The organism is Candidatus Weimeria sp. HCP3S3_B5 (assembly GCF_052064335.1).
GTDB lineage: Bacteria > Bacillota > Clostridia > Lachnospirales > Lachnospiraceae > Weimeria.
In genome coordinates this window covers 1-9,215 of the sequence record NZ_JBQHVU010000033.1, presented here as the reverse complement: position 1 = coordinate 9,215, position 9,215 = coordinate 1, and the positions used below count along the sequence as shown (strand labels likewise).

The following is a 9,215-nucleotide window of genomic DNA, read 5'->3' as shown; positions in this document are numbered from 1 at the left end:
AACAGAGTCATGCCAGGAATAGACATAACCCTGTTTTTCTGATATTTCTCAAGTTTGGATAAGCTCAGTCTGAGCCGATTTTGTTAATATGATTTACTGTGAATGGTAACGATGATTCGATTTGTTTTTCAGATACGAAAGTGATATTCCTTCAGGTAGCGGATACAGGATCTTTTCTGCCACTCATTTCGGCTGCCTTGCTGCCATTGGCGCTGCTATGGCACTTATTGCCATTATTTTTATAAGAGCTGGCGAAAGAAAAAGGGATCTGATAATAAATGCCATTCCTGTCTTCCTCATCTGCATGGAGGCCTCGAAATGGCTGGTGCTCTTTTCAATCCATCGTGCAAATATCGGTATGCTCCCTCTTCATCTATGCGGGCTTGCTGCTTTTGACTTTCTTCTGGCGTCATTTATGCCCTCTTCAAGAGCAAGGGCATTCTTCGGAGAAATCGCTGTGATCCTGCTGGGCCCCGGTTCTATATTCGCTCTCCTGCTCCCTGACTGGACCCTGTACCCGGCATGGAACTATTTTAATCTTTATGGATATATCTGGCATGAGATGCTCCTCCTCTACCCCATCCTTCTGCTTATAGACAAACGCCTGTGGCCCCGGATCAGTCATCTATGGTATGAAGCTATCTTTCTGGCTATCATCGTCCCGCCTGTCTATATTTTTGACAAGATCACCGACTGCAACTATATATTCATAAACTGGCCCCCATCAGACACCCCTCTTTCATTTCTGGCCTCTAAAATGGGAGTGCCCGGATATCTAGCCGGCTACGCCCTTCTGGCGCTGATGATCATGGTAATAATATATATACCATTCGAGGTTATCGGGCGGAGATAGAAAAACTAACACTTACTCCCAAGCCAGTCGAGAAGAACCTTTGCATTGCTATGCTCCTCATCCTTTGCCGCAAAGACCAGCGTCACATTACCATGGCTTTCTGAAATGATATCCATTAGTTCCCCTACATGGGGATTCTCATCAAGCTCCTTACAGTATCTCTCCCTGAATTCCTGATATTTTTCCGGATCATGGCCATACCACTTTCTCAATTCCGCTGTCGGCGCAATATCCTTTATCCAATGATCTATTGCGGCCTTTTCCTTTGAAACGCCTCTTGGCCAGATCCTGTCGACCAGTATCCTTATTCCATCATCCTCTGTGGCTTTTTCGTAGGCTCTCTTTATCTGCAACTTCATTGTGTATCCTTCTTCCTGCCCCCTCTTATTCTTAGCTGTTATTTTATCACTATTAAGGTTTACAGTCTATACTTGCAGATGAAAAAAGGGACGGGTCCATTTTTCATCTTTTCGGGAGGTGAGACAAGCTTCCCGAAAATCTTGACATCTATAGACTGCGGATATATACTTTCGTCAGTTGGTTTGTCTGATGTAATTTAGTGATTGGCGGTATCCGTCTGATTGAGAGGAACTACATGAAAATAATAAAAATCACTGCTGCAATTCTTGCAACATCAATGGCCCTTCTATCTATGCGCCCGATTCCAGCGAAAGCAGCATCAAAAACTGTCTCTATCGATATGAATGGAGATGGCATCAAGGAAAGGATCACATTTAAAAAATCTCAGTACGACAATAACTACTATCACTTATTTACAGTTTCAGTAAACGGCAGCAGGAAGTTTTCATCAAAAGACTGGCTTTATGACTATAATTATAAATTCATAAAGCTTGGGAAGAAACATCTGCTCTATATAAATCCATACAGTGATAATTACGACGGGCCTAGGCTTATATACGAGTACCGCGGCAATAAGCTAAAAAAGGTCTATGATTTCGACTCCCTCTACGGCTGCAGATGGATAAACTCCATAAATTCAAAAAACAATAAGATAAAAGCCATGATACAGGATTCAGGCGCGCCGCTTATAGGGTATTCTTCATGCTATGTGACTCTATCCTATAGAAACGGCAGGCTGAAGCCTGATAGCAGTACCCTGCAGGTCGCCGGTTATCAAGACACGAATATCGATAGCACCCAAATGAAAAGGTACAGCCTGCCTGTGACTAAATCTATCCGTATCTATTCGGACAAAAAATGCACTAAATACAAGCAGACAGTGCCGAAGGACACCAGATTACGCGTGACAAAGAGATATTCCACTAATATAAAGTCCGCATCATTCTATGTGACAGGCAACGGCTACAGCGGATGGTACTCATCGAAGGACTGGGACTACGACGTGATGCTTGATGGCTGCACAGGAGTAGCCTAGATCCCTTCTCCTCTAAAAAGATGAAAACTGGACCTGTCCCTTTTTTCATCTAATGAGATGAGGACCGGCAGGACGACTGCCACAGTTAGCAGCACATTGACTAGATTTATCTCGCCTATCGGCGTATCGTACAGGAAGTGATTGACTATGACAAAAAGGATCAGTCCGAATCCCTTCATCCGATGGTGTTTCCCGGTGGTTCTTTTGATCATGTAGAGCCCGACCGCAGTCATAGCAGCATAGGCCCAGTGCGAGCCGACAGACCTGCTGATCCGGTCAAGTGCCATGGGAAAAGCATCATTTACATTCTTAAATCCGCTTTGTGTGATGTATGAGATGTCTTCCTCGATCTGAAATCCCATGCCTGTGCACATTCCGGTTATAATATACTGATCTAGCGTTTCGCTGTTCCACACGTACAGAAGCATCGCCACGGTTGCCAGCTTCAGAAGCTCCTCTGCTATCCCCGTCTCGAATGATCCCAGCCAGTTCTCTGAATAAGCATGTCCCATCAGGTGTTTCATCAATGAATCAAAGCCGTCATTTATCTCAGCAGCCAGAGCAGAAGAGATAAATGCACCACAAAAAGCCGCGCCTAACAGCTTTCGGCTGCTAAGCCCGGCTTCAACTCCGAGTTTTTTCACTATGATTACAAATGGCACGATATATATAAGCAGCGGCAAAAATGCGCTGTACACCTCCAGATACCGGATCACGCCAGTGTGGCTTGTGCCCATAAAATCCGCTTCGTCAATCAGCATCCCGAGTGCAAATAAAAAAATCAGCACTCCGGTCACTATCAGCTGTCCACGTTTTCTTGGCCTGTCATAATCAGGGCATCCACTCTTTACCGATTCATCCAGTCTGTTTATCATATGCTTCTCCATCGTAATTGCATGAGTTTTCTGCGTAACGGGAGAATTGTATAACTGTATAGTGGAAATGTCAACAACAGAGGAAAGATGAAAAATGGGCCTGTCCCTTGGCATAGACCACCTCGAGATTCGGCTCTGCCTTCAGGTCTGCCTGTAGTCCTATCCAGCCTGCCCCATCAAGAAAATCGACATATATAATTTTCCCGCCTTTGGCACGCTCCTTATTTATAACTTCAACTGTTTTCCTAGCATCCTTTCTCTTGCCACCTTGGCTGCTCTATGTAGTGACGCTATATGAAACGTCAAGTATAAGTTTCGGCTTAACCGGTGACTCCAGTACAAAACTTACTGCCCTGTCCAGGATTGGCAACCTTTATGTTGCCTTGGCAATCAAGCCCATATTTTGCACAGACCCGTTTGAATTCCTTTTCAACGTCAGCCAGTATAGCATCACCGATCCCATTACTGTATCTGCCCTCGAGGCCATGCTGCCAATTCGCCGTTTGACAATTCGTTGCCCCCATAATCGGTTTCAGTTTGTGTAAATCCTCTAAGTTGTTAATCTCGAGATCAGAAATAATGGATGTCTTGATTATCATTGATATAGCCTCCTAAGTTACTCTATCAATAATATCATTTGTACATTTTTATTCCATAACTTCTGTACATTTTTAATTATAACTTACTAAGAGAACGTATACTGATGAAATATTCGGTGAACCACCTGCATTTCTTGGCGTTGAAAAGAATAGTATTGTTTCAATTGGTACATATGGGCAGATAAAGGCTGCAGAATCAAAGAAATATTTCAGAGAAGGCCTGATATCCATGCTTGATTTTCTTAGCCCACAGGTTGTGCTAGTATATGGTCCGATGAATAGAAAAATCTTTGAAGGTTTGAGTGGAAGAACTTGTTTTGTGCAGTTTGACGATTGGACTACAAGACAGCATATAAAAGCAAATTTTATAGCATGAGATGCATATAATGAGGACGTGCAACCGAGGGGTGTTACCTCTAACCTAACAAACACAGCGATAAGAGACCGCCATGAAAAGTATATCAAATCTTTCAGAACTCAACAATATCTGCTTTTAAAAATCCAGGCCTCCTCCATTGACGATGATTACATGTTGTAACCCATAGTATTCATCGTCAAAAGAGGCAATAATGGATTTTTTAAAGCATTTTCAGAAAGAGATTGCGAAACGCGGCCTTTCCTGTACGTTCGTATTATTTCTCAGCTTCATAAATAGCATTGTCTATCCGTAAAGTATCTGAGATGCGGTCATAATATTCTGAACTCATGATGACAAGATCACTGTATCCGTTTTTGGTTATAAAAATTGGCTCGTTATTTTTGTGGGCAAGATCTGAGATGGCGTTGGTATCTCGAAGATCCATTATTGGCATAATTAGGCGACCTAATCATGCTTTTATTCTATGATAAATTTTCCTTTTCCAGCTGCCTCACCGTTCATAACATCAATTCCTCTTATAATCTGAGCTCTGTTTTTATTTGTATAATCATTCACTCCAAATTTTTTCTTTTCTTCATCATCCAATAACTGAAGATCATATACTTCATAGATTGTCATTTTACCATTCTCAACCCATACTTTTGACATATAGCCATGATATTTTTCATTATTCTCGCTGCAAATTCTTTTTGCTGCTTCATAACTCTTTTTGCCTTCATCAGTATTCATATCGCAGGCATTTGATACTACGGTCGAATATCTATAGACCTTACCATTATGAAAATCAAAATATCTTTCCAATGATCCGTTCTCATCTGACAACTTCATATAAATTGAATCGCTGTTATTATCACTATAGTATTTCCATACAAGTATATTCACTACAAATATGGCAATAATTATTGCAATATTGACTATGACTGCTTTTTTCTTATTCATAATTATTCTCCTTTCGGTGATATTTATATGTCTTTATGCATAGATAATACCACGGACTGAATATTACCTGGTCGCTTGGCAGGCGACATTTTCATTTCGCATCTCAATTAATCTATTATATCACTAAAACTTCCCATAGCAAAAATGGGCTTGTCACCATGAAAACTCAATAATTATTCAAATCGGATCTCCGTACCGTAAATACAGTAAGTGATTATCCCAGTAAATATGATAACATATTTTCGTCATTTTCACGATTTCGATATCGTCTGCAGCCTTCGAAAACAGAAAAACGGTGTAGCCACTCCTACATGACTACACCGATATTTCATGACAAATGCCCCTGTGGCATTTGTATTCAGGGATAGAAAATCCCTATGTGGAACCCCGCTTCGCGGGGCATTTTCGCTTATTCTTCTGCTTCCGGGCTGTTGATACATCGAGTCGAGTCATCACCTGTGTAGAAGCGGGAGCAGTAGAAGGATACCAGAGGTACTGACAGCACGATACCGAGAGTTCCCGCAAAGCCGCGGATCACCTCTATGCCTATCTCCGTCATATCTATCACCTGCAGATACGGCATGCTGTAGGCGTATATGAGGATCATCGTATTGATGCTGCTTCCGGCAAAGGCGAGGATCAGCGTATTCGACATCGTGCCTGTCATGTCTTTTCCGATATTCATACCGGAGCGGAAGAGCTCCCTGGCGCTGATGTCGGGATTTTTCTCTTTAATCTCGAGAAGTGAGGCTGAGATCGAAACTGCCACGTCCATCACTGCTCCGAGGGAGGCGATCAGGATTCCTGAGAAGAACAGTCCCCCGATATCCAGGTGACTGTTATCCGCTACATAGATAAGATTTTCGATATCACTGACATTATACCCGTCAATCCGCAGGATAATTCCGAAGAACCACGCGAACAGTCCGGCGATAATCACTCCGGTCACAGTACCCAGTGCCGCACAGAAGCCCTTTTTGTTCATACCGCAGATCAGATACACCGATACCACAGTTATGATTGCTACAGATACTACAGCTGCAAAGAACGGAGATATCCCGATATACAGAAGCGGCAGGTACAGCCAGATAATAGTGACGAATGTAAAAATCAGAGCCAGTGTGCTCGCCACTCCCTTCTTCCTGCCCACAAATATCAGTGCGGCCGCCAGAGAAAGCGCTATGATATACATCCCGGGACGCCTGTCATAGCTGTAGACACTCGCGCTCAGCTCTCCCTCGTACTCAGATAGCTGCAGGATAACATGAGTGCCCTTCTTACAGTAGGTACCATAGAGGTATCCGTTCATGTTTGTCGCGTCGGTGGTCTGCCCCTTGTATCTGCCTCCGGTGATTCTTGCTCTTACAGTCTGCTGCCCACTGTTTACGTACTCTCCCGCTGTGTTGTCCTCCACTACCTTTGTCACTGTCGCCGGTACGAAGTACATATCTCCGTCTGTATAAAACGAGGCTTTTTCTATCCTCGTGTTGAGTAGAAAAAGCCCCAGACCGTACAGACAGAAGAATATGATTAATACTATTCTCTGTCTTTTCATTTTTACCTTAGGTTATTACTTGGTTGTCTTCTTCGTAGTTGTCTTGGTTGCAGTCTTTTTAGAAGTTGTCTTGTTGGAAGTCTTCTTGGTGGTAGTCTTCTTCGCAGAAACCTTCTTTAAGGACTTTATAGCCTTCTCAAGACTGGTCTTTACAGTGCTTACCTGCTTGCCGCTGACTATTGATGAGCCGTCATAGAGGGTCTTGTCGAGGAGAGTGGAGAAGCCCTTTACAAGTGTGCTTGTATTGTTCTGCTTATACTTATCCTGTGCATAGCCATAGTAATCCACAGGATCCTTTGGACCTGCTGTATCAAGCGAGCTGTCATAGGCCTTTGTCATAGCAGCAGCGCCCTTGTCTGTAGCTGTCCAGTCCATTACACCCTTCACTGCAGCTGCGGCATTCTTTACCTTGCTGTAGGAATCAGCTGTATATGCACTCTGCTTAATACTTGTTGCCTGAGTATAGAGATCCTTGACGCTGGTCTTGGTCTTTGTCTTGATCAGAGTGTAGTCATTCGCGTACTTGTTGCCATTATAGTCATAGGTCTCGAACTTGATAGAGTCTCCGTCGAACGTTATGGCTGAGTAGGATGGCAGCTGTGCGTTGGTACGCTCTGCGATATAGTACTGTCTGGTCTGGTTCAGCTTGTAGAACTTCGATCCTGAAGCCGAGCCTGCTGTGATATAGAGGGTTCCCTCCGGGTTCGTGGCTGAATCATAGCCGTAGTTTATCGCGGTTCCGTCCTCCAGCAGATACGATCTCGAGTAGGTGTGATCATGTCCGGTAAGGGCGACATCGATATTGTACTTATCCATAAGCGGTGCAAATATCGCTCTCAGGTTCGCTCCGTCCACATCTGAGTGAGGCTCGCCGCTTCCGTAGATATCGTGGTGGAACATCACTACTCTCCACTTGGCATCCTTGTGGCTTGCCACTGCCTTTTTAAGGAGTGCGTCATGCTCTGCCACGTTTCTGTTGTTCGAATTAATCGAGATGAAAAGTACATCTCCGTATGAGAAGTAATAATCACATCCTGAATTCGTAGCTCCGAGATTAGCTGCTGAGTTCGGGTTATTGAAGTGCCACTTGTAGTCGTTGCCCATCGACTCATGGTTTCCGATTGTAGTAGCTACCGGCAGACTTCTTAGGATGGATGAGTAGGTGTAGCCTGCGTACTCGCTCTCACGGATGCCTGTGGTATCCGCACTGTCTGCACTTGAGAAGTTGATCTGGTCTCCTGCAGAGAGCACAAAGGCTGCGTTCGGAAACTGCTTTGTGGCCTGAGTCAGGGTCTTCGTCCAGTTATAGGTATCGGCTGCAATGTTCTCATTTACAGCGTCAGCTCCCAGCTTCCCGTCATTATCTCCCGATGCTCCGATCTGCGGATCGCCGGCGAGAATTGCCGTAAAGGATTCGGATGACTTCGGTGCATAGGTGTAGGTCTCTGACCAGCTGCCTGAGCTCTTGTCATCGGTGTACTGATAGTAGTAGGTCTCGCCTGCCTTGAAATAATCCTTTATCTCTACGTGATTTGCTGCCTTGTAGGTATTTACCCGGTTCTTTCTGTCTATGTCTGTGACTGTCGCATCGTAGACCCTTGCATCAGACATATCGCTCTTGGTCGACACCCTAACGGCTGCCTGCTTCTTCTCTTTGGAATACCAGGCGAAGTTCAGGTCATCCTCTGTCTCTCCCGGGGTAAGCATTATTTTGCCCGAATCATTGGCCTCCTTACCCTTCCAGGTGCTTTTGTTCCAGCTGGCAAAGCCTGAATCGGCCTTTGTCTCCTTGTTAAGAGTGGAGCTGGCGGTTGTCTCTCCGTAACCGAATGCTGCGATCTGCGGAATTGCAGTAGCTACTACTGCAGCGGAAAGGATGGCAGCAGCTGCCTTGATCTGCTTACTTTTCATTCTTTTTCCTCGTCTTTCTAACTTATCATTTCGTTACGAGAAAAATTATATGGGTTAAATGTAAAGCCTGCCATCACATTTACGTTAATATTCGGTTAATTGTTTGACAAAAGGAAAATTCTATGTAAAAGCTGTGAAAAATCTAGATCAGCTCGAATTCGTTCTTATGGTATCGAATCAGACCATCCTTTGACATACGGGAGAGCTCCGCGCTCATCGCCGACCTCTCGACCGAAAGATAGTCCGCGAGCTGCTGCCTGTCGAATGGAATCCGAAATCTGCTTGACCCCTGCTGCTGCGAGATGTCCGACAGGTATGACAGAAGCTTTTCTCTGGTCGTACGCTTGCTCATGTGGCTGATCTTGCGGTTCATGTAGCGGTTACAGCTCGTCGCAATAGTGAAAAGGTTATGTATTTTGTAGTTATAGTATGCAGTCGGATAGATTTTTAAGTGCGCTAATAACCATCTGATTCCGAATTCACTACCATGTTCATCGATAAACCGGTAAGCCTTTAACCGATTTCCTTCGCGAAGAATGCTGCCGCTTTTTTTAGAAATAAATTCTCTTTCTTTGCTTCTTCAAGTTCTTGACGAAGACGTCTATTCTCCTTCATATAATCGGCCTCAGTCTTTGTATCAGGGGCGTTTTTGCTTTGGGCTTCGCATTCTTCGTTGAACTCATTACACCAGTTTGTAATTGATGCTTT

At 44.1% G+C, this 9,215-nt stretch carries 11 protein-coding genes and 1 pseudogene; 3 read left to right on the top strand and 9 right to left on the bottom strand.

Annotation, left to right across the window (positions count from 1 at the left end; all coding sequences use genetic code 11):
* The first annotated feature begins 121 nt into the window (after window positions 1–121).
* Window positions 122–853, top strand: a complete 732-nt coding sequence (locus ACTNCK_RS11050; protein ID WP_441082773.1) for a YwaF family protein — start codon at window positions 122–124, stop codon at window positions 851–853.
* A 5-nt stretch (window positions 854–858) separates the two neighbouring features.
* Here the strand turns inward: ACTNCK_RS11050 and ACTNCK_RS11045 are convergent, their stop codons facing one another.
* Complete coding sequence (locus ACTNCK_RS11045) at window positions 859–1,212, bottom strand: DUF488 domain-containing protein (protein ID WP_441082772.1); 354 nt, start codon at window positions 1,210–1,212, stop codon at window positions 859–861.
* A gap of 236 nt (window positions 1,213–1,448) precedes the next feature.
* Between ACTNCK_RS11045 and ACTNCK_RS11040 the strand changes: the two genes are divergently transcribed.
* On the top strand, window positions 1,449–2,249 hold the full coding sequence (locus tag ACTNCK_RS11040; RefSeq protein ID WP_441082771.1) for a hypothetical protein: 801 nt from the start codon (window positions 1,449–1,451) through the stop codon (window positions 2,247–2,249).
* Here ACTNCK_RS11040 and ACTNCK_RS11035 read toward each other — a convergent pair.
* On the bottom strand, window positions 2,246–3,124 hold the full coding sequence (locus ACTNCK_RS11035; protein WP_441082770.1) for a PrsW family glutamic-type intramembrane protease: 879 nt from the start codon (window positions 3,122–3,124) through the stop codon (window positions 2,246–2,248). The two genes, ACTNCK_RS11040 and ACTNCK_RS11035, sit on opposite strands and share 4 nt — an antisense overlap.
* A gap of 320 nt (window positions 3,125–3,444) precedes the next feature.
* Window positions 3,445–3,723, bottom strand: a complete 279-nt coding sequence (locus ACTNCK_RS11030; RefSeq protein WP_441082769.1) for a hypothetical protein — start codon at window positions 3,721–3,723, stop codon at window positions 3,445–3,447.
* 109 nt (window positions 3,724–3,832) lie between these two features.
* Here ACTNCK_RS11030 and ACTNCK_RS11025 point away from each other — a divergent pair, with 109 nt between their 5' ends.
* Complete coding sequence (locus ACTNCK_RS11025) at window positions 3,833–4,099, top strand: DUF4417 domain-containing protein (RefSeq protein WP_441082774.1); 267 nt, start codon at window positions 3,833–3,835, stop codon at window positions 4,097–4,099.
* 256 nt (window positions 4,100–4,355) lie between these two features.
* Here ACTNCK_RS11025 and ACTNCK_RS11020 read toward each other — a convergent pair whose 3' ends face one another.
* From ACTNCK_RS11020 to ACTNCK_RS10995, 6 genes and pseudogenes are all read right to left on the bottom strand, one after another.
* Complete coding sequence (locus ACTNCK_RS11020) at window positions 4,356–4,535, bottom strand: type II toxin-antitoxin system Phd/YefM family antitoxin (RefSeq protein WP_441082768.1); 180 nt, start codon at window positions 4,533–4,535, stop codon at window positions 4,356–4,358.
* A 23-nt stretch (window positions 4,536–4,558) separates the two neighbouring features.
* Window positions 4,559–5,041 (bottom strand): hypothetical protein, encoded by a 483-nt coding sequence (locus tag ACTNCK_RS11015; protein ID WP_441082767.1) that lies wholly within the window; start codon window positions 5,039–5,041, stop codon window positions 4,559–4,561.
* 409 nt (window positions 5,042–5,450) lie between these two features.
* On the bottom strand, window positions 5,451–6,596 hold the full coding sequence (locus ACTNCK_RS11010; RefSeq protein ID WP_441082766.1) for a YibE/F family protein: 1,146 nt from the start codon (window positions 6,594–6,596) through the stop codon (window positions 5,451–5,453).
* A gap of 15 nt (window positions 6,597–6,611) precedes the next feature.
* Window positions 6,612–8,507: a metallophosphoesterase family protein gene (locus ACTNCK_RS11005; RefSeq protein WP_441082765.1), complete on the bottom strand. Its 1,896-nt coding sequence runs from the start codon at window positions 8,505–8,507 to the stop codon at window positions 6,612–6,614.
* A 142-nt stretch (window positions 8,508–8,649) separates the two neighbouring features.
* Complete coding sequence (locus ACTNCK_RS11000; RefSeq protein WP_441082764.1) at window positions 8,650–8,880, bottom strand: Crp/Fnr family transcriptional regulator; 231 nt, start codon at window positions 8,878–8,880, stop codon at window positions 8,650–8,652.
* Window positions 8,881–9,020: 140 nt separating this feature from the next.
* Window positions 9,021–9,215: pseudogene (locus tag ACTNCK_RS10995) on the bottom strand (hypothetical protein); the annotation flags it as partial.